This window comes from Ensifer sp. Root127, assembly GCF_001425225.1.
Taxonomy (GTDB): domain Bacteria; phylum Pseudomonadota; class Alphaproteobacteria; order Rhizobiales; family Rhizobiaceae; genus Ensifer; species Ensifer canadensis.
Genome location: NZ_LMDX01000001.1, coordinates 1,038,512 through 1,062,192 on the forward strand (window position 1 = coordinate 1,038,512; position 23,681 = coordinate 1,062,192).

A 23,681-nucleotide genomic window follows, 5' to 3' on the forward strand; every position below is an offset into this window, starting at 1 on the left:
CACCCGCTTCGGCTGTCGCCGAGGCGGGATTGGCCGCCCAGACATCACTTAGCAGATCCCGGCGCGTGGCGAGTGTTCTTGCCGCGACAGCCGGAGATTTGCCTGAACTCGTCCCAAGGGGGATACGTCAATGAACTTCTCACGCTTCTTCGTCGACCGCCCGGTCTTCGCGGGCGTTCTTTCGGTCCTGATCTTCGTGGGCGGCCTGCTCGGCATGACCGGCCTGCCGATCTCCGAATATCCCGAAGTCGTGCCGCCGCAGATCGTCGTGCGGGCGCAGTATCCCGGCGCCAACCCGGCTGTTATCGCCGAGACGGTGGCAACGCCGCTCGAAGAACAGATCAACGGCGTCGAGGGCATGCTCTACATGCAGAGCCAGGCGACGGCGGACGGTCTGATGACGCTGACCGTCACCTTCGAACTCGGCACCGACCCGGACCAGGCCCAGCAGCTGATACAGAACCGCGTCGCGCAGGCCGAGCCGCGCCTGCCCGAGGAAGTGCGCCGTCTCGGCGTCACGACCGTCAAGAGCTCGCCGGACCTGACGCTCGTCGTGCACCTGTTGTCGCCCAACGGCCAGTACGACATCAACTATCTGCGCAATTACGGCGTGCTCAACGTCAAGGATCGGCTCGCCCGCATCGACGGCGTCGGCCAGGTACAGATCTTCGGCGGCGGCGACTATTCGATGCGCATCTGGATCGACCCGCAGAAGGCTGCCGAACGCGGTCTTGCGGCAAGCGACGTGGCCAACGCCATCCGCGCGCAGAACGTTCAGGCCGCCGCCGGCGTCATCGGCGCCTCGCCGTCGGTTCCCGGCCTCGACCTGCAGCTTTCCGTCAACGCGCAAGGCCGCCTGCAGACGCCTGAGGACTTTGCCGACATCGTCGTCAAGTCGGGCGCCGGCGGCGAGGTCACGCGGCTTGGCGACGTCGCACGCGTCGAAATGGGCGCTGCCGACTATTCGCTGCGCTCGCTGCTCGACAACAAGGCCGCCGTCGGCATGGGCGTCTTCCAGGCGCCGGGCTCAAACGCGATCCAGATCTCGGAAAACGTTCACAAGGCCATGGCCGAGCTGAAGCTGACCATGCCCGACGGCGTCGACTACGAGATCGTCTACGACACCACCCAGTTCGTGCGTGCCTCGATCGAGTCGGTCATCCACACCCTGCTTGAAGCGATCGCGCTGGTCGTCATCGTCGTCATCGTCTTCCTGCAGACCTGGCGCGCCTCGATCATCCCGCTCGTGGCGGTGCCCGTCTCGATCGTCGGCACCTTCGCGGTGATGTACGTCTTCGGCTTCTCGATCAACGCGCTCAGCCTGTTCGGCCTGGTGCTGGCGATCGGCATCGTCGTCGACGACGCCATCGTCGTGGTCGAAAACGTCGAACGTAACATAGAGCAGGGTCTGTCGCCGGTACAGGCGACCTACCGTGCGATGCAGGAGGTTTCCGGACCGATCATCGCCATTGCGCTGGTGCTCGTCGCCGTGTTCGTGCCGCTTGCGTTCATCACCGGCCTGACCGGGCAGTTCTACCGCCAGTTCGCACTGACGATCGCCATCTCGACGGTGATCTCCGCCATCAACTCGCTGACGCTTTCCCCGGCGCTCGCCGCCCTCCTCCTGCGCAATCACCATGCGCCGAAGGATTGGCTGACCCGTGCCATGGACAAGGTGTTCGGCTGGTTCTTCCGCGGCTTCAACCGCTTCTTCGGTCGCAGCTCGGAAGCCTATGGCCGCGGCGTCGGCAGGATCCTGTCGCGCAAGTCGCTGATCATGGGCGTCTATGTCCTGCTGCTCGGCGTCACCTTCGTGCTGTTCCGCGCCGTTCCCGGCGGCTTCGTGCCCGCCCAGGACAAGCAGTATCTGATCGGCTTTGCACAGTTGCCTGACGCAGCGACGCTCGACCGCTCGGAAGACGTCATCCGCCGCATGAGTGATATCGCGCTCAAGCATCCCGGCGTCGAAAATGCCATCGCCTTCCCCGGCCTGTCGATCAACGGCTTCACCAACTCGTCGAACTCCGGCATCGTCTTCGTGGCGCTGAAGCCGTTCGAGGAGCGCACGACGCCCGAGCTTTCGGGCGGGGCGATCGCCATGCAGCTGAACCAGGAATTCGGCGCGATCCAGGATGCCTTCATCGCCATGTTCCCGCCGCCGCCCGTCCAGGGGCTGGGCACCACCGGCGGCTTCAAGCTGCAGATCGAGGACAAGAACGGCCTCGGCTACCAGGCACTCGACGAGGCGACCAAGGCCTTCATTGCCAAGGCCTACCAGACGCCGGAGCTGGCTGGCATCTACTCGAGCTTCCAGATCAACGTGCCGCAGCTCTACGCCGACCTCGACCGCGTCAAGGCGCGCCAGCTCGGCGTCGAAGTGACCGATGTGTTCGAGACGCTGCAGATCTATCTGGGCTCGCTCTACGTCAACGACTTCAACGCCTTCGGCCGCACCTACAGCGTGCGCGTCCAGGCCGATGCAAACTACCGCAGCCACGCCGACGACATCGGCAAGCTGAAGGTGCGTTCGCAATCGGGCGAGATGATCCCGCTGTCGGCACTGTTGAAGGTCGAGCAGACGGTCGGCGCCGAGCGGGCGATCCGCTACAACGGCTTCCTGTCGGCCGACATCAACGGCGGCCCGGCGCCGGGCTTCTCCTCGGGCCAGGCTCAGGCCGCGATCGAGAAGATCGCCGCGGAAACGCTGCCGCCCGGTATCGCATTCGAGTGGACGGATTTGACCTATCAGCAGATTCTTGCCGGCAATTCGGGCATGCTCGTCTTCCCGCTGGCGCTGCTCTTGGTCTATCTCGTGCTGGCCGCCCAGTATGAAAGCCTGACCCTGCCGATCGCGATTATCCTGATCGTGCCGATGGGCATCATGGCCGCCCTTGCCGGCGTCTGGCTGACCGGAGGCGACAACAACGTCTTCACGCAGATCGGCCTGATCGTGCTTGTCGGGCTTTCCGCCAAGAACGCGATCCTGATCGTCGAGTTCGCCCGCGAACTGGAACTATCAGGCAGCACCGCCGTCCAGGCGGCGATCGAAGCGAGCCGGCTGCGCCTGCGGCCGATCCTGATGACCTCGATGGCCTTCATCATGGGTGTCGTGCCCCTGGTGATCTCCACCGGCGCCGGCGCCGAAATGCGCTCGGCCATGGGGGTCGCGGTCTTTTCCGGCATGATCGGCGTCACCGCCTTCGGCATCTTCATGACGCCGGTGTTCTACGTGCTGATCCGCAAGCTCTCGGGCGAGCGGCCTCTGAAGCACGCCGGAGCGCATATCGAAGCACCTCATCTCGCGCCCGGAGAATGAGGTAATCTTGCCGCATATGCGCTTTGAGCGGGCCGGATCTGATCCGGCCCGCTTACGTTGAAGACAGACGGATAGCCTCAGCCGTCGGCTGCACACCCATCCTGCGTGACAGCCGCGCAACGATCGGATAAACCAGCACCCTCAATCCCATTGGCCCCAGCGCCACGCAGACGGCATATCGCTACATGACCTCGACCGATCCGATCGCCAATCTCGCCACCCTCATCCGTTGCCCCTCCGTTACCCCTGCCGAAGGCGGCGCGCACTCAGCGCTTGAAGCCATGCTCAAGCCGCTCGGCTTTGCCGTCGACCGGGTCACGGCCAAAGACGCGGGTACGCCCGATATCGAGAACCTCTATGCCCGGCTCGGCAGCGACGGCCCGCATCTGATGTTTGCCGGCCATACCGACGTGGTGCCGGTCGGCGACGACGGCGCGTGGACCCACGGTCCGTTTTCCGCCGATATCGCCGGCGGCGAAATGTATGGCCGCGGCGCGGTCGACATGAAGGGCGGCATTGCCTGCTTCGTCGCAGCCGTCGCCCGCCACATCGAAAAGCATGGGGTCCCCAAGGGCTCGGTTTCGTTCCTCATCACCGGCGACGAGGAAGGCCCTGCGATCAACGGCACGACGAAACTTCTCGGCTGGGCTGCCGCCAAGGGCGAGCGTTGGGACGCCTGCCTTGTCGGCGAACCGACCAATCCAGACCGTCTCGGCGACATGATCAAGATCGGCCGCCGTGGCTCGCTTTCCGGCCGGATCACCGTCAACGGCGTCCAGGGCCACGCGGCCTATCCGCACCTGGCGGACAATCCGGTGCGCGGCATCCTGCAACTGACCCAGGCACTGATGGACCCGCCCTTCGACAACGGCACGGAAAACTTCCAGCCGTCGAACCTGGAAGTGACGACCATCGACGTCGGCAATGGCGCCGTCAACGTCATCCCTGCGAAGGCGGCTGCTGCCTTCAATATCCGCTTCAACGACACCTGGACCGCCGAGAGCCTGATGGCGGAGATCATCGCCCGCCTCGACCGCGCGGCAACGGACGGCGCTCTGCGGGCAGGCCGCGACCCGGTCCGTTACGAGATCACCTGGAACGAACGGCCGAGCCACGTTTTCCTGACGCGCAACAATGCGCTGATCGATTCGCTGTCAGGCGCTATCGAAGCGGTCACCGGCCAGCAGCCGAAACTTTCGACCACCGGCGGCACCTCGGATGCGCGGTTCATCAAGGACTATTGCCCCGTCGTCGAATTCGGGCTTGTCGGCCAGACCATGCATATGGTGGACGAGCGTGTCGCCGTCGCCGATCTCGAAACGCTGACGGAAATCTACGAAACCTTCATCTTCAGCTGGTTCGGCCATGCCGCTGCTTGAGGAGGTTCTTTCCTATATCAAGGGCCTCTGGCTGCTGATCCAGGGCAATGGCGAAGGCTTCCGCTGGCTCGATTTCAGCGAGAGCGGATTGTGGCGTTCGTTTACAGCGATGCTCTGGTGCCTGCCGGCCATTGCCGTCACCTGGGCATCCTGGCGGCTTTATTATCTCTCTGCAATGCCAACAGGAACCACTGTCGGCTTCGGCTTCGTCTTCAAGCTTCTGGTTGTCGATCTCGCCAGCTGGCTGCTGCCGCTGGTGCTGGTCTTCGTCCTGGCGCGCCCACTCGGCTTTGCCGCCGCCGTGGTGCCGATCGTCGTCACCACCAACTGGCTTTCCGTGCCGCTGTCCTATGCGATGGCGGTGCCGGCGGCGATCCGCCTCGTCATTCCCGGCAGCGAAGGGCTGACGAGCCTGATCTGGCTGGTGCTGCTCTTCGTCAGCATCGGCATACTCTTCCGGCTGCTGCGCATCATTACCGGAAACCAGACCTTGCTGGCCACGGCGCTGACGGCGCTTTTCCTGCTGCCGTCGATGATGATGGGCGAATTGCTGCAGCAGTTCTTCGGCCTTATCCCGACCTGACAGACGTCACGCGCCATCTGCGCGCGACGTTACCTTCCTCAGTAATCGACCTGCATGAAATAAAGCCCGTCGGGCGGCGCCACCGGACCGCAGGCCTTGCGGTCGCGCGCTTCGAGTGCCGCCTGCAGCTCGTCCGGCGTCCATTTGCCTTCGCCAACCAGCTTCAGCGAGCCGGCGAAGGAACGGATCTGATTGTGCAGGAAGCTCTGCGCCGTGGCGCGAATTTCGATCAGATTGCCGGTGCGAGAGACATCCAGCCGGTCGAGCGTGCGCATCGGGCTTGTCGCCTGGCAATGGACGGAGCGGAAGGTGGTGAAGTCGTGGTGGCCGACGAGCCGTTGCGCGCCTTCATGCATCGCCTCGTGATCGAGCGGCTTCGTCACCCACCAGGCACGCTTCGCCTCCAGCGCCAGCCGCGACGGACGGCAGATGATGCGGTAGAGATAATGCCGGCGCAGCGCCGAAAACCGTGCGTCGAAGGCGTCTGTGACTTCCTGGGCGTCGAGGATCGAGACGCCCTCGCCGGCCATGCCCAGATGCGCGTTCAGCGCATTGCGCAGCGTGTGAGGTTTCCACTCGCGCGTCAGGTCCGCATGCGCCACCTGCCCGACGGCATGAACGCCGGAATCGGTCCGCCCGGCACCGCGGATCGAGACGGTTTCGCCGGTCAAGGACAGGATCGCTTTTTCGATCGCGCCCTGGACGGAAGCGCCGTTGTCCTGGCGCTGCCAGCCGACATAGTTGGAGCCGTCATATTCGACGATCAGTCGAAAGCGCGGCATCAGCCGACCCTCGTGCCGGCGGCGATGGGCGTACCGCGCAGGAAATCGGCAACACTGAGAGCCTTGCCGCCTGCCCGCTGCAGCCGCGTCGGCCGCACGGCACCGTCGCTGCAGGCAATGGTGAGAGTGTCGTCGAGCACCGTTCCGGCGGTTCCTGCCGCCGTCACGCGCTCGGAGTTCAAAACCTTGATGCGCTCCGGCTTGCCGGCGATCTCGAGCTCAAACCAGGCGCCGGGAAAAGGCGACAGGCCGCGAATATGGTCGTGCACTTCGCGCGCGGTCCTCGCAAAATCGATGCGAGTCTCGGCCTTGCTGATCTTGGCGGCGTAGACGACGCCCTCGCCCGCCTGCTCGGTCAGTGGCAGGTCATCGGCCTCAAGCTTGCCGATCGCTTCCTTCATCAGGTTAGCGCCGACCTGCATCAGCCGGTCATGCAGCTCGCCCGCCGTCATCGTCTCGCCGATCTGCACCGCCTTGGTGAGCGCGACCGGGCCTGTGTCCAACCCCTTGTCCATCTTCATCACCATCATGCCGGTCTCATGGTCGCCGGCCATGATGGCACGCTGGATGGGAGCCGCACCACGCCAGCGCGGCAAGAGCGAGGCATGGCCATTATAGCAGCCGAGCCGCGTTCCGGTCAGGATCGCTTCCGGCAACAGCAGGCCATAGGCGACGACAACGGCAACGTCAGCATTGAAATCACGGAAGGTCTGGCGATCGGCTTCGTCCTTGAAGTTGACGGGCGTGAGCACGGGAACGCCGAGCAGCTCGGCCGCCTGGTGCACCGGCGACTTCTGCAGGTCGAGCCCGCGCCGTCCGCCGGGCCGCGGCGGCTGGGTATAGACGGCAACGATCTCGTGACCTGCCCCTGCGAGTGCGGCAAGCGTCGGTACGGAAAATTCCGGCGTTCCCATGAAGATGATGCGAAGCGACAAGGCGGATACTCCGACCGTTTGAAATCAGGCCCCTTCAAACGGGTTTACGCGCCTCAAATCAAGCCCCTCAACGACAAAGCGCCCTGCGGGCGCTTTCCTCGGGATCAGATCGCCTTGGCGCCGCGGGTCTTTGCAGCCTTGGTGAACCTGCGGATCACCATGTCCCGCTTGAGCTTGGAGATGTGGTCAATGAACAGCACGCCGTTCAAGTGATCGATCTCATGCTGCAGGCAGGTCGCCAGCAGGCCGTCGGCCTTGACGATCTGTTCCTTGCCGTCACGGTCGAGGTGCTTGACGGTGACCTCCGCCGGACGCTCCACCTCGGCATAATAATCCGGAATGGAGAGGCAGCCTTCTTCATAGACCGAGAACGCGTCGGACGAAGCGACGATTTCGGGATTGATGAAAACGTGCGGGGTCTTCTCGTCGCCTTCCTTGGAGACGTCGAGAACCAGCATGCGTTTCGCCACGCCGATCTGGATGGCGGCGAGCCCGATACCCGGGGCGTCATACATCGTCTCGAGCATATCGTCGGCCAGGCGACGGATGTCGGCATCGATGGTTTCGATCGGGGTCGAGACCTGACGCAGAACAGGATCGGGAAGGATGATAAGCGGCTTGATCGTCATATCGCTCCCATAACCGATCTTTCCATCCGGGTGCAAGAAAATTGGCGCGCACGCTACGGGCATCGCGGCAATGTCGTCTCCCGTTAACCGCGCCGGGTAAATGTTCTCGTTTTGATCTGGTCTTCAAAAAAGAATCTGTTAGGCTTGCCGCATGGAACCTGCGCCAATTTCGTTTGACCAGCCTGTTTTTCTCATCGGCACCGTGCCGGTCACTGTCGCCCATCTCTGCATGGTTCTGGCCGTGCTGGCGATTGGCTTCGTGCTGATGACCGTTTCGCGGCGGCGGCGGGCGGGCGACGACGAGCGTCACGAGCAGATGGCCATGCTGCTGGCAGCGCAGACGGAAATGCAGGGCCGCATCGCGGCAATGGCCGACGTGTTCGGCAGCCGCCAGGCGGAACTGAACCAGACGCTGAGCCAGCGGATCGATGGCATGACGCACCGGATCGGCGCCTCGATCAGCGAGCAGACCAAGGCGACGCACGAAAACCTGCGGCGATTGCAGGAGCGCCTGGCAGTGATCGACACCGCCCAGAACAACATCCAGTCGCTGGCCAAGGACATGGCCGGGCTGCAGGCCATCCTTTCGAACAAGCAGACACGCGGCGCCTTCGGCCAGTCGCGTATGGAAACGATCGTCGCCGACGGCCTGCCGATGGGCGCCTTTGCCTTCCAGACGACGCTTTCCAACGGCGCCCGGCCGGACTGCACCATCCGCATGCCGAACGACCAACCGCCGCTGGTGATTGACGCGAAGTTTCCGCTGGAGGCCTGGAACGGCATGCGGGACGCTGCAACGCCTGAGCGCCGGCAACAGATGGTGCAACTGTTCCGCCGCGACATGGAGGTGCATGTCCGCGATATCGCCAGCAAGTACCTGATCCCCGGCGAGACGCAGGAGACGGCTTTCCTCTTCGTTCCCTCGGAATCGATCTTCGCTGAAATCCACGAGCATTTCGAAGCGATCGTCCAGAAGGCGCATCGCCAGCGGATCGTCATCGTCTCGCCGTCGCTGCTGCTCCTGTCGATCCAGGTGATCCAGTCGATCCTCCGTGACGCCCGCATGCGCGAGCAGGCGCATCTCATCCAGGGGGAAGTGGGGCGGCTGATGGAGGACTTGACGCGCCTCGACGAACGGGTCCGCAAGCTGCAGGGTCACTTCGCCATGAGCCAGAAGGATGTCGAAGAGATCCTCATCTCCTCGGGCAAGCTTTCCCGCCGCGGCGCCAAGATCGAAGCGCTGGAACTTGAGGCGGAAGGTGCGGCACGACCGGAAGAACCGCGCCATGCCGTCGACAATCGCGTCGGGCAATTGCGCCTCAGGGTGGTTGACGAGGACTGACGGTCTCGGGCACTCTCCGGCCAAAATCAGCAATTCGACGGGACATCTTCACATGATCACTGTTTTTGGGTCCATCAATATGGACCTGATCGCCACGACCGCGCGTCTGCCGAAGCCGGGCGAAACCGTTGCCGGCTCGGGCTTTTCGACTGCCGCCGGTGGCAAGGGCGCCAATCAGGCGCTGGCCGCACGGCGTGCCGGCGCCATCGTTCACATGGCCGGCGCCGTCGGCTCGGACAGCTTTGCCGACGGCGCGCTCGAATTGCTGCGGGAGGCCGGCGCCGACCTGTCCTTGACCAAAACCGTCGAGGAGCCGACGGGCACGGCCCATATCCTCGTCGGCGGTGAAGGCGAGAATGTCATTGTCGTCGTTGCCAGCGCCAACGCAACGGTCAACGAAGCCGATGCAGTTGCCGCCGTTGGTGGCCTGAACGCCGGCGACACCCTGATGCTGCAGCTGGAGATACCGGCAGCGTCGGTGGAAAAGGCGCTCTCGGAAGCCCGGCGCAAGGGCATTCGCTCCGTCATCAATATCGCGCCCCTGACCCCGGAAGCGGCCCGCCTCGGCCGGCTGGCCGATATCGTCATCGCCAACGAGACGGAGTTCGAACTTTTGGCCGGCAAGACCGGGATCGAAGGTCACGAACGCGAAGAGGCAATGAGAAAGCTGCACGCCGAAACCGGCCACACAGTCATCGTCACGCTGGGCGCGGAAGGCGTCATCGCCGTGCACGAAGGCGAGGTCCATCGCGCCCGCGGCCTAAAGATCGACCCGGTCGATACCGTCGGTGCCGGCGATACGTTCTGCGGTTACCTGGCTGCAAGCCTCGACGAGAAGCTCGCATTTCCCGACGCGCTCCGACGCGCCGCGGTGGCGGGTTCACTCGCCTGCCTGAAGCGCGGCGCCCAGCCCTCGATCCCGCTTGCCTCGGAAGTCGAGCCGCGCATCTAAGGGCCTGATCCGATCTTGAAGTGCGTTGCGATCGTTCGATTGCCGCACTTCAAAGCTCTCGCTTTTGCCGATGTCGTTATCGCAAATAGCTGCACACTTTTCCGGGCAGACTTTGACGCCCGTCGCGCGACCTGGTTTGAACGGCGAGGCTTTCCGTTCCTGCTGTGCCGAAAGCGCCCTTTCAGCGGGCAACGACCCTGAAAATCACTCTTCGACAGCCTTTGCGCAATCCGGACAGTCTTTGTCGCGGAGGTAAAACTTTGCGCGGAAATTCTCCATGAGCGGCGCATGAATTGGCCGTTGCGTTGGCCCAATCTTAAGATTTGCTCGGCTATTCAAGACCATGAGAAAGCCGGTTCCCCAAGGAATGGGCAGCCTCCTTAATGCCGGTCGGCATCTGGCGCTCCATGATGGAGTTTCACCCACATTGTGAAATGCGTTCGCCGCAGGTTGTCTCCTGCGGACCTCCCAGCACGTGAGGATTTCATGTTCAAGTTCCAAGCCAAATCGCTGGCGACCAAGCTGATCGCGGTGACAGGCGGCACGATCGCGCTCGTGTTGCTCGCCTCGAACTTCGTTCTCATCTCCCAGACACAGGAGCGCGTCGAAACGCTGGTGCTCGACCAGGCAACCGGCGAAGCGAAAGCCATCGCTTCTGATATCGCCGGCGGCATCGGCGAACTGGCAAGCGCTTCGCGCTCGATGGCCGGCATCCTTGGCCGCAGCCACGCGGAAAAATCGATGGAACGCGCCGGTGTAATCAACATCCTCAGGGCCAATCTCGAACAGAACCCATTCGCCTTCGGCAGCTGGTTTGCCGAAGAGCCCAAGGCCTTTGACGGCCGCAAGGAGGACGTGGCCAACAACAAGGAGCTGGGTGCCAACGAGGAAGGCATCTTTGCGCCCTACTGGTCGAAAAACCGCGAAAACGAGATCCAGTTCTCGACCTTCCGCGCGGACTACGCGGCGGAATGGTACAGCCTTGCGGCAAAGAGCGGCAAGGGCGCAATCACCCCGCCCTATACCGCGCAGGACACCGATGTCCCGACTGCGATGAGCTCGATCGCCTATCCGGTCACGTCCAACGGCAAGCTGATCGGCGTTTCTGGCGTCGACATCTCGCTCGCTTCGCTGGCGGACGGCCTCTCCAAGCTGAAGCCGTTCGAAACCGGCCGCGTCTACCTGCTGTCCCAGACCGGCAAGTGGCTGGTCGCGCCGATCCCGGAGCTTTTGCTCAAGGATTATGACGGCGAAGGCAACGAGGTCGTCAAGAAGGCACTGGCTTCGGGAACTTCGGGCGTCGTCAAGAACCTGTCCTACGACGGCAACGAGCCCTTCGACCGCGTTGTCTACCCCTTCGCCGTTTCGGGTGTGAACACCAGCTGGATCGTGCTCGTCGACGTGCCGCGCACGGCGATCAACGCGCCGGTCCGCGACCAGACCTACATGATGATCATCGGGGGCCTGGTCGTTCTCGGCGCGGTGCTGCTCGGCCTTTACTTCGCAGTCCGTGGTTTTGTCCAGCAGCCGCTTGCAGGCCTCGTCAGGGACGTCCGCAACCTCAGCAACGGCGACTACGGCAATTCGATCACCGGCCAGGACCGCTCCGACGAGACGGGCCAGGTGGCAAAGGCGCTCGAAGGCTTCCGCCACCAGCTGGCCGACACCAAGCGGCTCGAAGGCGAAGCCCGCCACGAGCGCGAGCAGGCGGAACACGAGCGTAGCCGTTCCGAGACCGAGCGGGCCGAATCCAGCGCCCTCCAGCGCGACATCGTCGCCCGCCTCGGCAAGGGTCTTTCGCACCTCTCCTCCGGCGATCTCGCCTTCCGCATCACCGACGAATTCCCCGGTGAATATGCCCAGCTGAAGCGCGACTTCAACGCGACAATGGACAGCCTCGAAGAGACGATCCGCACCGTCAACCACTCCATCGTCAACATCGGCAACGGCACCAGCGAGATCAGCAGCGCCGCCAACGATCTGTCGCACCGCACCGAACAGCAGGCGGCAAGCCTGGAAGAGACGGCGGCAGCTCTCGACGAGCTGACCTCGCAGGTCAACGCCAGCGCCGAGAACGCCAAGGTCGCCGCCAAGTCGGTGGACGTGGCCAGCAGCGATGCCGGACAGTCCGGCGAAGTGGTGCAGAAGGCGATTGCCGCGATGAAGGGCATCGAGCAGTCGTCGCACGAGGTCAGCCGCATCATCGGCGTCATCGACGAGATCGCCTTCCAGACCAACCTGCTGGCGCTCAACGCCGGCGTCGAAGCCGCGCGCGCCGGTGACGCCGGCAAGGGCTTCGCCGTCGTCGCCCAGGAAGTCCGCGAGCTTGCCCAACGCTCGGCAAACGCTGCCAAGGAGATCAAGACGCTGATCAACACCTCGGCGGGCCAGGTGCGCGAAGGCGTCGACCTCGTCGGTCGCGCCGGCGGCGCGCTCGAAAAGATCGCCGAACAGGTGGTGCAGATCAACGGCCTCATCCGCCAGATCTCGAGTTCGGCTTCCGAACAGGCCGTCGGCCTCAAGGAGATCAACTCGGCCGTCAACCAGATGGACCAGGTGACCCAGCAGAACGCCGCGATGGTCGAAGAAACCACTGCCGCCGGCATGGCGCTCAACGAGGAAGCACGCTCGCTGAGCACGCTGGTCGCCCGCTTCCGCGTCGCTCAGCGCTCGGGAACGACGGCAGCCCAGCCGAACTCGACGGAGATGTTGCGCGGTACGGCCGAGCGCATGCGCTCGGCCGAACGCCCGGCACCCGCACCGGCTCCTCCCTATGCCCGCGACACCCGTCCGGCACCGAGTGCCGCGCGCGCCGGCTATACGCCATCGACCCAACGCGTCCTGACACAGACGTCCGGCGCCAACGCGTTGGCACAGGACAATTGGGAAGAGTTCTGATCCAGTAATCGATAAAGCAAAAAAACGGCGCCTCTCGGGGCGGCGTTTTCTTTTGTGGTTTTGGCTCGCGGCGATCAGATGCGCGCCAGCCGCTCTGTCAACAGGTCGAAGAAACCCTGATCGTCGATATGACGCATGACCTTGGCATTGTGCGTGCGGCCCGTGACCTGCCACCAGTCGACCACGGTCATGCCTGATGTCAGCGGCGACTGAACTTCGATCTCGACATTGCAGTCACGACCGGTGAAAAGCTCCGGCCGCAGGAGGTAGGCGATGACGGTCGGATCATGCAGCGGGCCGCCGTCGGTGCCGTACTTTTCGATGTCGAACCGCTCGAAGAATTCCAGCATTTCCGCCATGGCGATCGCCGGTGCGCTGCCGATCTCACGGATCTTCGCCACGCGCGCCTTGTGCGTCAGCACCCGGTGGGTGACGTCGAGCGGCATCATCACGATCGGAATACCCGAACGGAAGACGATGTCGGCCGCTTCCGGATCGACATAGATGTTGAATTCGGCCGCCGGCGTGATGTTGCCACCCTCAAAGAAGCCGCCGCCCATCATCACCAGTTCGCGCACCCGCGGTGCAATGTCCGGCGCCTTCTGAAGGGCAAGCGCGACGTTGGTCAGCGGACCGAGCGTGCAGAGCGTGACCGTGCCAGGTGCTTCAGCGCGCAACGTGTCGATGATGAAGTCGACGCCATGCTGGGCCTGAAGCGCCATCTTCGGCTCGTCGAGAACAGGTCCGTCGAGACCGGTCTTGCCGTGCACATGCTCGGCAGTGACGAGCGGACGGGCGATCGGCCGGTCGGCGCCGGCGAAGACCTTGACTTTGGTCCTGTCGCACAGTTCGCAGATGATGCGGGCATTGCGCGCGGTCATGGCCAGAGGAACGTTGCCGGCGACCGTCGTGATCCCCAGGATATCGATTTCTTCCGGACTGCCGAAAGCGAGCATGATGGCGGCGGCATCGTCCTGCCCGGGATCAGTGTCTATGATTATTTTTCTCGGCACAGGCACGCTTGTGTTCCTCCTTCGGATTCTCGCGCTGCGGACTATGATTTGCGTGCACGCCGGAGGCAAGCGGCTTGCGCTCATTGCGCACAGCTACCATATTGGAAGGGGATGCTGCTTGGCAGGTCCGCAGAATGGTCGCTTGATCTTACAAGGACTTGGGAATGAGCAGAATTACGCCTTTCACGAGCCCACTCCTGCTGGGTTTCGACACAATGGAAAAGACCCTTGAGCGTATCGCCAAGGGAAATGACGGCTACCCGCCCTACAATATCGAGCGCATCCGCGGCGACGATTCGGTCGATGCGCCAGAGCGATTGCGCATCACGCTCGCCGTCGCCGGCTTTTCCGAAGAAGATCTCGACGTCACGACCGAGGAAAACCAGCTCGTCATTCGCGGCCGTCAGATCGACACCGGCGATCGCGATTACCTGCACCGCGGCATTGCCGCCCGGCAGTTCCAACGCACATTCGTGCTTGCCGACGGCATGAAGGTGCTTGGCGCGGAATTGCGCAACGGCCTGCTCTCGGTCGATCTCGTTCGTCCGGAACCGGTGCGTATGGTAAAGAAAATTAACATTTCAGTCCCAGAGTAGGATAACCGGCGGGATTTTCCCCTGGCCGGCGACCACGGAGTACCACCATGGGACTGAAAGCCATCACCTCGTCATTGTCAAAAAACGACCTCGCACATCTGGGAGAGGGCGAAGTCGGCTATATCAGAAAGATGCGTTCGGAAGAGGTTTCCCGCTGCTTCCCGGAAGCGCCTGAAATGGGACCGGGCATCGATCTGTGGGCCCTGTTCGGTGCGGACGGCACGCCGATCCTTTTGACCGACAACCGCTCCAGCACCTTCTACAAGGCTGCAGAAGACGATCTGAAGACCGTCAGCCTGCATTGATCGTCAGCTGCGGCGAAGCTCGCCGCTGGAACGTCAAGGCGCTGCGCGTCAAATCTGGCGCGCAACAGAAGCTGCTGCAACGCTTCGAGTGTCCTTAATATGCTGTGCGTAGACCGCCGCTTAAACGCGACGGAAGGTAAGATAGGCGGAACTCCGCCCTTCCCTGCGCGCCTTGGCCTCGTAGCGCGTGCTCGGCCAGCCCTCAAACGGCGTCAACCAATCCGATGCCTGTTCGGCCGTCCATTCGAAGGCGGCATGGTCGCGGCAATGCAGCAGCGTCCAGTTGACGTAGGTGTCGATATCGGATGCGAAGCAGAAGAGGCCGCCGGGCTTCAGCACCCGTGCGAAGCGGTCGAGATTGACGCTGGAGACGAAACGACGCTTCCAATGCTTGCGCTTCGGCCAGGGGTCAGGATAGAGCAGGTCAACCTGGTCGACGCAGGCGTCCGGCATCCAATCGAGCACCTGCGTGGCGTCGTCATTGTAGAGACGAATGTTGGAGACACCCTTCTCCTCGATCTGCCCGATCAGCTTCGCCATCGAATTGACGAAGGGTTCGACGCCGATGAAACCGGTCGAGGGGGTCTCGGCCGCGCGGTGGATCAGATGCTCGCCGCCGCCAAAACCAATTTCCATACGGACGCGATCGACCGGCTCGGGAAAGAGCGACTTCATGTCCTGCGGCGCGGCAGTGCCGAGATCGAGCTTCAGCTTCGGTAGAATGGTTTCGAGATGTGCCGCCTGGCGCTCGCGCAAGGGCTTGCCCTTGCGGCGTCCGAAGAAGGCTTCCGTGGCGCGGCTGCGGCGCGGTTCAGTCATGACAATCTTCCTTCAACGAGCAAGGCGGACACCCCTTTCGGGGGCATCCGCCTTTATCTTTAGCGGCCGGACGTTCTGTGTCCGGCAAATGTCGAAGCGTCAAGCCCCGATGGCTTCCTTGAGCGGCTTGACCAGATCAAGCTTCTCCCAGGAGAACGAGCCGTCACGGCCGGCCTTGCGACCAAAGTGGCCATAGGCAGCGGTCTTGGCGTAGATCGGCTTGTTGAGGTCGAGATGACGGCGAATGCCGGTCGGCGACAAGTCCATCGTCTTGCGGATCGCGCTTTCCACCTGGTCCTCGGAGACCTTGCCAGTGCCGTGCAGGTCGACATAGACCGAGAGCGGCTGGGCAACGCCGATGGCGTAGGAAAGTTGGATCGTGCAACGATCGGAGAGGCCGGCAGCAACGACGTTCTTGGCGAGGTAGCGGGCTGCATAGGCAGCCGAACGGTCGACCTTGGTCGTGTCCTTGCCCGAGAAGGCGCCGCCGCCATGCGGAGCTGCGCCGCCATAGGTATCGACGATGATTTTGCGACCCGTCAGGCCGGCATCCCCATCCGGGCCGCCGATGACGAACTTTCCGGTCGGGTTGATGTACCAGGTGCAATCGCTGGCGATCTTCAGATCGTCAAGCGCTTCGCGGATATAGGGTTCGACGACCGCACGAACCTTGGTCGAATCCCAGCTCTCATCGAGATGCTGGGTGGACAGAACGATCGAGACGACTTCCGCCGGCTTGCCGTCGATGTAGCGAACGGTGACCTGGCTCTTGGCATCCGGGCCGAGCTTGGCGACTTCGCCGTCGCCCTTCTTGCGGGCGGCTGCGAGCAGATGCAGGATGCGGTGCGAATAATAGAGCGGCGCCGGCATCAGTTCCGAGGTCTCGCGGCAGGCGTAACCGAACATGATGCCCTGGTCGCCAGCACCCTCTTCACCCTGCTTGTCGGACGCGCTGTCGACGCCCTGGGCAATGTGTGCGGACTGGAAGTGCAGGAGCACGTCGATCTTGGCCGTTTTCCAGTGGAAGCCGTCCTGCTCGTAGCCGATGTCGCGGATCGCCTTACGTGCGGCAGACTTGAACTTCGAGGGGTTGATGACGTCGTTGCCGTTCTTGTCCTTCTTCAGAAGGCTCGGCGGCAGGCGGACTTCGCCGGCGATCACAACGCGGTTCGTCGTTGCCAGCGTTTCGCAGGCAATGCGTACGCCCCAGGGATCGACACCGGTCTTGGCAGCTTCGCGGTAGACCAGATCGACGATCTCGTCGGAGATACGGTCACATACTTTGTCCGGGTGGCCTTCGGCTACGGATTCACTCGTGAACAGGTAGTTTGCACGCATGCGGGAATTCCCCTCAAGAAGATAAGCGCTGGCATCGTGTTAGTGGTTTTGCGACCGAAAAACAAGCGAACAACGACATAAATATATCTTTATATCGACATCGGAGCCAATCACTTCCGATATCAGAGGGAAACGGCGGACAAGAAAAAAGCGGCACAAATGGCCGCTTTGTTTTCCAATCCCGATGGGTTTCGGGACTATTCGCTTTCTGCTTCCGCAGCCAGAGCCTTGACGAGGTCGACAAGCTTGCGACGCACCTTGGGATCGTTGATCTTGACGAACGCGCGATTGAGCTGAAGGCCTTCCGAGGAAGAGAGGAAGTCGACAACGTAGTTCGAGCTGGAGGCTTCGGCCAAGCCGGAAGCGCTGGTGTTTTCACCGGGAGCGTCTTCGAAGAAGAAGGAAACGGGGACGTTCAGGATGCTGGAAATGTTCTGCAACCGGCTGGCACCAACGCGGTTCGTGCCTTTTTCGTACTTCTGGATCTGCTGAAAGGTGATCCCCAGGCTTTCGCCCAGTTTTTCCTGGCTCATGCCAAGCATCGTGCGGCGAAGGCGAATCCGGCTACCGACGTGAATGTCGATCGGGTTCGGCTTCTTTTTATTTTCCATCATATCTGCGTTCCTAAACACGCTGTTTCGATCATCCACGGACTGGCGTGGGGACACCGCACACCGCTGCAACCGCAACGGTGAAGACAAACGAGTCGCCACAGCAGAAACCGATGGTCCGGTCCACTATGCAATTTTAGGGGTTTTAGGTCAATTCTTCCTAATATTAAAACTAACACGCGAGAAGGCTGCAACCAGCAGGAGGAAGATTGCGCACAACCCGAAAATGCGGCTACGAATGACCTCATTCGTGGGCGTAGGAAGCCTTCCCGGCAGAATTGTGTCGATCACTCCCCTATAATTGTAGGCCAATCCTACCACTAAAACCCCACGTGCATCAACAATCGCTGATATACCATTATTGGCTGCACGGATAAGGGGTAATCCCGTTTCCACTGCACGCAACTGCGCCTGATGGAAGTGCTGACGGGGGCCCGGCGTGTCGCCGAACCAGGCATCATTGGTGATGTTGAGCAGCGCGTCGGCGCCGCGCGCATCAGTGCCGATCTCGTCGGGGAAAATCGCCTCATAACAGATGAGCGGGTAGAACGTGCGCCCGCCGGGCAAGGTCAGTAGCGACCGGGTCTTGGCGGCCGAGAAACCACCCGGCAGGGCGGCCGCGACCGAGCTTAGGCCCCAGGACGAGAGCATGTCCTCGAACGGCAGATATTCACCAAAGGGAACGAGGTGCACCTTGTCGGCAGCACTCATGATCTGCCCGCGTTCGTCGATGACGTAGATCGAGTTGTAATAGCGCGGCGGCAGGCCGGCGCCGGCATCTTCCGCTCGCACCGCGCCGGCAATGAGGATCTGCCCGTCATCGAGCACTTCGGCAATGCGCGCAAGCGCATCGGGACTGTCGGTGAGGATGAACGGGATCGAGGTTTCCGGCCAGACGACGATATCGGGCTTCTTGGTTTCACCTTCGGCTGGTGCCGTGGTCAAAGCCAAATGCTCCTCGAAGATGGCGCCGCGCTCGCTATCATCGAGTTTCTTTGCCTGATCGATCACCGGCTGAACGAGGCGAACGGCAAGCGGCTGATCCGGTCCGCCGGGCGCCGGCAGCGCAAGCCGATAAAAGCCGAAGCCGGTATGGGCCGCGAAAAGCGCCACAGCAAGGCTGAGACCAATACGGCTGCCCTTGCCGGTCGCGATAAGGGCCGGCGCCGCAAAGACGAAAACCGCCAGCATGTTGATGGTTGCGAGGTTCAGGACACTTGCCGACTGCATCATCAACGGCATCGGCATCGCCGCATAGCCGATCGCATTCCAGGGAAAGCCGGTAAAGATGAACGAGCGCAACCATTCAGCCAAGCCAAAACCCAGCGCCAGTGCTGCGATCCGGCCCACGCCATCCGACCAGAGGATGCGGGCAATCAGGGCCGCGAGCGCGTAGAACAGGGCAAGGCACGCCGGAAGCCCTACGACTGCCAGCGGCAATGCCCAGGCGAAGCTGTCCGCCTCCACCAACAGTGCGTTACCAAGCCACCAGAGCCCGCCGAGGAAATAGCCGAAACCGAACGCCCAGCCGATGCAGACTGCCGGCCAGAGCCGCCGGATTACGCCGCCGTCCGGATGGCCGGTCGCGCCGTCGAGCAGCCAAACGAGAACAGGAAAGGAGAGGAAGGCAGCCGCAAAGATGCCGAACGGCGGCTGTGTCAGAACAGCCAGGAGGCCCGCGGCAAACGCGAGCAATAGCCGGGGGGCGCCCGACAGAAGCATGATCCTGCCAGCCAGTCTTTCCATGCAGCCTCCTGTTGGCGCAGGCCGCGAAACACGACGCTGCGCGGGAAGAACAACCGAATCAGTTGCCGGCAGTGTTCCAAAAAAGTGGCTGCTTGTCCCCTTTGCAGCACCACGCGTCGAATTTGACGCGCAAAAGGGACGCCACCGATCGAGGATCGGTGGCCGTTCTCAGCGAAGGTCGAGACCGAGCTTCGCTGAGAAAACAATGTGGGGAAAAGCCTATTGCTCTCCGGCGGCGGCCTGTTGCGGCTCGGTACCGTTGCCGCGATTGGCGGGCGCCTGTTCCTGTGCCAACTCGCCTTCGGATCGCACGATGCGACGACGGGCCGGCGGACGCTTGCGCATGATCCGCACCCGCTTGACGCGGCGAGGATCGGCGTCGAGGATTTGGAACTCAAAGCCTGGCAGTGCCTGCACCACCTCGCCCCGCACCGGAATCCGCCCCAGCGACGCGAAGATCAGGCCACCGAGCGTATCGACATCCTCAAGCTGTTCGCGAACGTCGAAATCGGAACCGATCGCTTCGGCGATCTCCTCCAGCTCGACGCGGGCATCGGCGACGAAGACGTCCTCCGAGGTCTTGGCGAACATGACCTCGTCGTCGTCATGCTCATCCTCGATGTCGCCGACGACCATCTCGACGATGTCTTCCAGCGAAACGAGACCATCGGTGCCGCCATATTCGTCGATGACGAGCGCCATCTGGATACGAGCGGCCTGCATGCGCTGCATCAGGTCCGAAGCAAGCATCGACGGCGGCACGAACAGGAGCTGGCGGATTATGCCCACCTCCTCCAGCGACTTGCCGAGATCGACACGCGACAGATCGAAGGTCGCTTTCGGCGATCTTGGTGTCTTTTCAGCCGAAGACGACGACGCGGCGGTAGTCTGAGCCTTGCCGTTGCGACGGCGGTTGCGGGCCTGCTTGGTCACATAGGCGAGCAGGTCGCGAATGTGGATCATGCCGCGCGGATCATCCAGACCTTCGTTGTAGACCGGCATGCGCGAGCGCCCCGATTCCTCGAAGATCACCATCAATTCGCCAATGGTGATGCTCTGGTCGACGGCTTCGATATCGGCGCGCGGGACCATCACGTCTTCGACGCGGACTTCGCGGAAGCGCAGGATGTTGTTGAGCATCGCCCGCTCTTCGGGCGAAAATGCCGTGTTGCTGTCGGCGTCCGTCAGCAGTGCGTCGGCAAGGTCCTCGCGGAGGCTCGAAGGATTGGCACCACGCAAAATGCGCGCGGCCCGGCTCCAGAAGGACGATGTGGATTTGGTGCCCTCTTGTCGAGTGGCGGTGCTACTACTGCCCGCCTCCGCCTCTCCGGAGGCATCGGCCTCCTCGGTCGCCATTGCGACGGGCTGTGTTTTAAAGTCGCTCATTGGTCCAAACTGTTAATCCGGGGATCGGTCCCCGTAAGGATCAGATAAGCCAAGACGCGCCAAAATGCGAGTCTCCAGGCTTTCCATTCTTTCGGCTTCATCATCTACCATATGATCATAACCGAAAAGATGCAGGAATCCATGCACGAGAAGATGCGTCAGATGCGCATCGAACGTCTTCTCCAGACCCTCAGCTTCGCGCTCGAGGGTTTCGCGCGCAACGATGATGTCGCCGAGCATCGGCCCCGGCATCTTGCCGGGCGTCAGCGGAAACGCCGGGAAGGAAAGCACGTTGGTCGGCTTGTCCTGGCTGCGCCATTCGGCATTGATCATGCGAATGGAAGCGTCGTCGGTGAAAACCAGCGACAGCTCGGGCTGCATCTTCGGGAACGGCTGGCCCTCTTCCGCAGTCAGGAAGGCTGCGGCCGCCTCGAGCACCGGCGACGAAAAGGCGAGAAGCGTCTCTTCGTCGGGCCAATTGCCCTCCTCGACGCTGATCTGGATATCCAATGCAGTCATGATCGCAACGACCGCCGATCAGCGGTCGCTCTGCTCGCTTTCATCGTGCACGGCGGTCTGGGCCTCGTAGGCCCGGACGATGCGTGCCACCATCGGATGGCGCACGACGTCGACGTCCTTGAACCGGACGACCGAGACACCCTCGACGCCGCGCAGGATCTGCAAGGCCTCGACCAGACCCGATTTGACGCCGCGCGGCAGGTCGACCTGGCTCGGGTCACCGGTCACGATCATCCGGCCGTTTTCGCCGAGACGGGTCAGGAACATCTTCATCTGCATCGATGTGGTGTTCTGGGCCTCGTCGAGAATGACGGCGGCATTGGCAAGCGTGCGACCGCGCATGAAGGCCAGGGGTGCGATTTCGATGACGCCTGCCGTGATGGCACGCTCCACCTTGTCGCCCGGCATCATGTCATAGAGCGCATCGTAGAGCGGCCTGAGATAGGGGTCGACCTTCTCCTTCATGTCGCCCGGCAGAAAGCCGAGGCGTTCGCCGGCTTCGACGGCCGGACGGGAAAGCACGATGCGGTCGACGGCACCACGCTCAAGAAGCTGCGCCGCATGGGCAACCGCGAGGTAGGTCTTGCCGGTACCGGCCGGACCGACGCCGAAGACGAGCTCGGAACGCTCCAGCGCGCGGATATAGGCATCCTGCGTCGGCGTGCGGGCGACGATCGTCTTCTTGCGCGTTGAAATCTGCGCCATCGTCAATTTGGCTTTTTTCTCCATGGTCGGCAATTGCAGCTGGTCGTCGGCAGCGACCGCCATGCGGATCGCGCCTTCCACATCCGACGTATCGATCGATCCGCCACTCTGCAACCGTCCATAGAGAAAATCGAGTGCGCGGCGCGCCTGATTGGTGGCAACGACATCACCTGAGATCGCAACGGAATTGCCGCGCGGGTGCGCTTCGATCCGGAGGCGCTCCTCGAGGAGCTTCAGATTCTGATCGAACTGCCCGAAGAGTTCGCTGGCGAACCGGTTGTTCTCGAATGTGAGCACGAAGTGATTGGCGTCTGTCGCAGTTGTTTTCGACTGGCGCGATGATGAAGAGATCAGTTCGTGTCCGTTCAAGCGGTTCAGGCTCCTGTGTTTGGTCCTTACCCGATCATCTCGGCAAACAGACTGTTCGGTCCCGCCTTGATGATTCGCACCTTGATAATGTCACCGATTTGCGATGCTTTTGCATCAACATTCACGGGCTGCAGCCAGGGGGACCGGCCGACGAGTTGCCCGGGCATGCGGCCCGGCTTCTCCAAAAGCAGGTCGATTTCGCGTCCGACACAGGATTCGGCAAAGGCGCGCTGCTGCGAAATCAGCAAAGCCTGCAATCTTTCCAGACGCTTGGCTTTTACGTCCTCCGGAACCTGATCCTCGAGGTCGGCGCCGGGCGTGCCGGGACGGGTCGAATATTTGAACGAAAATGCCTGTGCATAACCCACGGCCTCGACCAGCCTTATGGTCGCTTCGAAGTCTTCGTCGGTCTCGCCGGGGAAGCCGACGATGAAATCACCCGACAAGGCGAGGTCCGGCTGCACCGCGCGGATGCGCGCGATCAGCGCCAGATACTCGGCCGCCGTATGCCGCCTGTTCATCGCCTTGAGGATGCGGTCGGAGCCTGCCTGGACCGGCAGGTGCAGATAGGGCATCAGCTTCGGCATCGATCGATGCGCCTCGATCAGGCTGTCGTCCATGTCGCGGGGGTGGCTGGTGGTGTAACGCAGCCGCGCCAGCCCCTCGATGTCGCCAAGACATTGCAGCAGATCGCCGAGGCCCCATTCGCGGCCGTCGGGGCCGAGCCCATGCCAGGCGTTGACGTTCTGGCCGAGCAAGGTGATCTCGCGCACACCGGCTTCGACCAGCTTTTCCGCTTCCGAGACGATCTGGGCGACGGGACGGGAGACCTCCGATCCGCGGGTATAGGGAACGACGCAGAAAGTGCAGAACTTGTCGCAGCCTTCCTGCACCGTCAGGAACGCTGTGACGCCGCGCGCGCGGGTCCTGGCCTTGTCGGGTGCCGGCAGATGCTCGAACTTGTCCTCGACGGCGTAGTCGGTCTGGACGACGCGCTCGCCGTTGCGCGCACGCTTCAGCGCTTCCGGCAGACGGTGATAGGTGGTCGGCCCGATGACGAGGTCGACCGCCGGCGCGCGGCGCAGGATCTCGTTGCCTTCGGCCTGGGCAACGCAGCCAGCAACGCCGATCACCATCTCCCGGCCCTCGAGCGCCTTCGCCTTCTTCAGATCGCGCAGGCGACCGAGTTCGGAATAGACCTTCTCTGCCGCCTTCTCGCGGATGTGACAGGTGTTGAGCAGGACGAAGTCGGCATCCTCAAGCACATCCGTCGAGACATAGCCGTCACGCGTCAACGCATCCGACATGCGGTCGGAATCGTAGACATTCATCTGACAGCCGTAGGTCTTGACGAAAACCTTGCGGGCCGGCGTGCGTTCGTCGCCCGTTGCGGGCGTCGTCAGAAGAGCTGTTTCCTGGGTCATGCCGGTTCTTTAGTGCAAAGCGGGTCAGAATTGA

At 62.5% G+C, this 23,681-nt stretch carries 20 protein-coding genes; 8 read left to right on the top strand and 12 right to left on the bottom strand.

Translation table 11 applies throughout. From position 1 onward, the window contains the following. Positions 1-130 precede the first annotated feature (130 nt). The 3 genes from ASD03_RS04885 (at position 131) to ASD03_RS04895 (ending at position 5,278) form a co-directional block, all read left to right on the top strand. Positions 131-3,316: a multidrug efflux RND transporter permease subunit gene (locus tag ASD03_RS04885; protein ID WP_025425726.1), complete on the top strand. Its 3,186-nt coding sequence runs from the start codon at positions 131-133 to the stop codon at positions 3,314-3,316. Positions 3,317-3,501: 185 nt separating this feature from the next. Further along, positions 3,502-4,695, top strand: coding sequence for a succinyl-diaminopimelate desuccinylase (gene dapE, locus ASD03_RS04890; protein ID WP_025425725.1), 1,194 nt, complete (start codon positions 3,502-3,504; stop codon positions 4,693-4,695). Then, positions 4,682-5,278 (top strand): hypothetical protein, encoded by a 597-nt coding sequence (locus ASD03_RS04895; RefSeq protein WP_025425724.1) that lies wholly within the window; start codon positions 4,682-4,684, stop codon positions 5,276-5,278. The genes dapE and ASD03_RS04895 overlap by 14 nt, the downstream gene beginning before the upstream one ends. Positions 5,279-5,316: 38 nt before the next feature. On the opposite strand, the gene truA is transcribed toward ASD03_RS04895, so the two are convergent. The 3 genes from truA to def form a co-directional block, all read right to left on the bottom strand. Next, positions 5,317-6,060, bottom strand: a complete 744-nt coding sequence (truA, locus tag ASD03_RS04900; protein ID WP_025425723.1) for a tRNA pseudouridine(38-40) synthase TruA — start codon at positions 6,058-6,060, stop codon at positions 5,317-5,319. Then, a complete protein-coding gene (gene fmt / locus ASD03_RS04905) occupies positions 6,060-6,995 on the bottom strand; it encodes a methionyl-tRNA formyltransferase (RefSeq protein ID WP_025425722.1) in 936 nt (311 codons plus the stop codon). Before fmt ends, truA begins: the two co-directional genes overlap by 1 nt. Positions 6,996-7,099: 104 nt before the next feature. Then, positions 7,100-7,624 carry a peptide deformylase gene (gene def / locus ASD03_RS04910; protein WP_025425721.1) on the bottom strand — a complete coding sequence of 175 codons (525 nt, stop codon included), beginning with the start codon at positions 7,622-7,624 and terminating at the stop codon, positions 7,100-7,102. 151 nt (positions 7,625-7,775) lie between these two features. On the opposite strand from def, the gene ASD03_RS04915 reads away from it, so the two are divergent. From ASD03_RS04915 to ASD03_RS04925, 3 genes are all read left to right on the top strand, one after another. After that, complete coding sequence (locus ASD03_RS04915) at positions 7,776-8,966, top strand: DNA recombination protein RmuC (RefSeq protein WP_025425720.1); 1,191 nt, start codon at positions 7,776-7,778, stop codon at positions 8,964-8,966. Positions 8,967-9,018: 52 nt separating this feature from the next. Continuing rightward, entirely contained in the window at positions 9,019-9,918 is a 900-nt protein-coding gene (locus ASD03_RS04920; RefSeq protein WP_025425719.1) for a ribokinase, read from the top strand. 486 nt (positions 9,919-10,404) lie between these two features. After that, positions 10,405-12,816: a methyl-accepting chemotaxis protein gene (locus ASD03_RS04925; protein ID WP_057212509.1), complete on the top strand. Its 2,412-nt coding sequence runs from the start codon at positions 10,405-10,407 to the stop codon at positions 12,814-12,816. A 74-nt stretch (positions 12,817-12,890) separates the two neighbouring features. Here the strand turns inward: ASD03_RS04925 and ASD03_RS04930 are convergent, their stop codons facing one another. Then, positions 12,891-13,835, bottom strand: coding sequence for a nucleoside hydrolase (locus ASD03_RS04930; protein WP_051509148.1), 945 nt, complete (start codon positions 13,833-13,835; stop codon positions 12,891-12,893). 158 nt (positions 13,836-13,993) lie between these two features. Here ASD03_RS04930 and ASD03_RS04935 point away from each other — a divergent pair, with 158 nt between their 5' ends. Then, entirely contained in the window at positions 13,994-14,425 is a 432-nt protein-coding gene (locus ASD03_RS04935) for an Hsp20 family protein (RefSeq protein WP_025425716.1), read from the top strand. Positions 14,426-14,472: 47 nt separating this feature from the next. Then, on the top strand, positions 14,473-14,730 hold the full coding sequence (locus tag ASD03_RS04940) for a DUF1150 family protein (RefSeq protein ID WP_025425715.1): 258 nt from the start codon (positions 14,473-14,475) through the stop codon (positions 14,728-14,730). A 120-nt stretch (positions 14,731-14,850) separates the two neighbouring features. On the opposite strand, the gene trmB is transcribed toward ASD03_RS04940, so the two are convergent. The 8 genes from trmB to miaB all read right to left on the bottom strand — a co-directional run bounded on the left by trmB (position 14,851) and on the right by miaB (position 23,647). Next, positions 14,851-15,549: a tRNA (guanosine(46)-N7)-methyltransferase TrmB gene (gene trmB, locus ASD03_RS04945; protein WP_025425714.1), complete on the bottom strand. Its 699-nt coding sequence runs from the start codon at positions 15,547-15,549 to the stop codon at positions 14,851-14,853. Positions 15,550-15,648: 99 nt separating this feature from the next. Beyond that, on the bottom strand, positions 15,649-16,887 hold the full coding sequence (gene metK / locus ASD03_RS04950; RefSeq protein ID WP_025425713.1) for a methionine adenosyltransferase: 1,239 nt from the start codon (positions 16,885-16,887) through the stop codon (positions 15,649-15,651). Positions 16,888-17,084: 197 nt separating this feature from the next. Continuing rightward, positions 17,085-17,501 (bottom strand): helix-turn-helix transcriptional regulator, encoded by a 417-nt coding sequence (locus tag ASD03_RS04955; protein ID WP_025425712.1) that lies wholly within the window; start codon positions 17,499-17,501, stop codon positions 17,085-17,087. Positions 17,502-17,648: 147 nt separating this feature from the next. Then, on the bottom strand, positions 17,649-19,244 hold the full coding sequence (gene lnt / locus ASD03_RS04960) for an apolipoprotein N-acyltransferase (protein ID WP_025425711.1): 1,596 nt from the start codon (positions 19,242-19,244) through the stop codon (positions 17,649-17,651). A gap of 219 nt (positions 19,245-19,463) precedes the next feature. Further along, positions 19,464-20,630 (bottom strand): hemolysin family protein, encoded by a 1,167-nt coding sequence (locus ASD03_RS04965; protein ID WP_025425710.1) that lies wholly within the window; start codon positions 20,628-20,630, stop codon positions 19,464-19,466. A gap of 12 nt (positions 20,631-20,642) precedes the next feature. Next, positions 20,643-21,149 (bottom strand): rRNA maturation RNase YbeY, encoded by a 507-nt coding sequence (ybeY, locus tag ASD03_RS04970; protein WP_025425709.1) that lies wholly within the window; start codon positions 21,147-21,149, stop codon positions 20,643-20,645. 18 nt (positions 21,150-21,167) lie between these two features. Further along, entirely contained in the window at positions 21,168-22,223 is a 1,056-nt protein-coding gene (locus ASD03_RS04975) for a PhoH family protein (protein WP_025425708.1), read from the bottom strand. Between the two features lie 26 nt (positions 22,224-22,249). After that, the gene (miaB, locus tag ASD03_RS04980) at positions 22,250-23,647 is read right to left on the bottom strand and encodes a tRNA (N6-isopentenyl adenosine(37)-C2)-methylthiotransferase MiaB (RefSeq protein WP_025425707.1); all 1,398 of its coding nucleotides are present in this window, start codon (positions 23,645-23,647) and stop codon (positions 22,250-22,252) included. Positions 23,648-23,681: the final 34 nt, after the last annotated feature.